Annotated in this window: 1 protein-coding gene; it reads right to left on the reverse strand. The window is 67.0% G+C overall.

Annotated elements, in window-relative coordinates; genetic code table 11:
• Positions 1-1,108: amino acid adenylation domain-containing protein (locus J2W46_RS34305; RefSeq protein WP_310360470.1), on the reverse strand; the 1,108-nt coding region annotated here is incomplete at both ends.

The following is a 1,108-nucleotide window of genomic DNA, read 5'->3' on the forward strand; positions in this document are numbered from 1 at the left end:
ACCGCCTCCGGCGCAGGCAATGCGCGGCGATCGAGCTTGCCGTTCGGCGTCAACGGAAAGCGCTCAAGCTCCACATACGACGACGGCACCATGTGCCCCGGCAGACGCGCGGCGAGCCACGTCTGCCAGCGTCCCGCATCGCCTGCATCGGGTCCGCCGCGCGGCACCACGTAGGCAATCAGACGCCGGTTGTCGTTGGCGTTGTTGTCGTCGCCGTGGCCCAACACCAGCACCGCCACGTCCCGCACCTCGGGATGCGCCCGCAGCGCTGCCTGAATCTCACCGAGTTCGATACGGAAGCCGTGAATCTTCACCTGGTCGTCGTTACGGCCCAGGTACTCGAGGTCGCCATCGGGCAAGCGTCGCGCGAGGTCGCCCGAGCGGTACAGCCGCGCACCCGGCGCACCATATGGGTCCGGCACGAAGCGTTGCGCGCTCAGCGCGGCGCGACCCAGATAGCCGCGCGCAAGACCCGCGCCGCCCACATACAGTTCGCCCACTGCGCCCACCGGCACGCGGTTCAGATCCGCGTCGAGCACGTGCAGCGTGAGGTCATCGAGCGGTGCGCCGATCACGCTGCGCCCGTCGCGCAGCGCCGCTTCGTCCAGTGTCCGGTGCGTCACGTGTACGGTCGTTTCCGTGATCCCGTACATGTTCACGAGCGCCGGCAATGTTCCCTTGCGGCGCGCGCCCTCCGCCCATCGCGCCAGCGATGCCGGCTCAAGACGCTCGCCGCCAAAAATCACCGCGCGCAGCGAGTCGAGCGTGTTGCCGTCATCGGTCTGAATCAGTTGCACGAAGGCCGACGGCGTCTGGTTCAGCACCGTCACCCGTTCCTTGCGCAGGAGCGCGTGGAATGCCGCGGGTTCGCGAGCGCTCCAGTGCGGCACGATCACGAGCCGCGCGCCATGCACGAGCGCCCCGAACATCTCCCATACGGAGAAGTCGAATGCGTATGAATGGAACAACGTCCACACGTCCTGTGCGTCGAATGCAAAGCGCGACTGCGTTGCATCGAACAGACGCGCGACGTTCTCATGCGTGACGCCAACGCCCTTCGGTACGCCCGTCGAGCCCGACGTATAGATCACGTAGGCCAGCTGTTGCG

The organism is Paraburkholderia strydomiana, from assembly GCF_031456815.1.
Lineage (GTDB): Bacteria > Pseudomonadota > Gammaproteobacteria > Burkholderiales > Burkholderiaceae > Paraburkholderia > Paraburkholderia caledonica.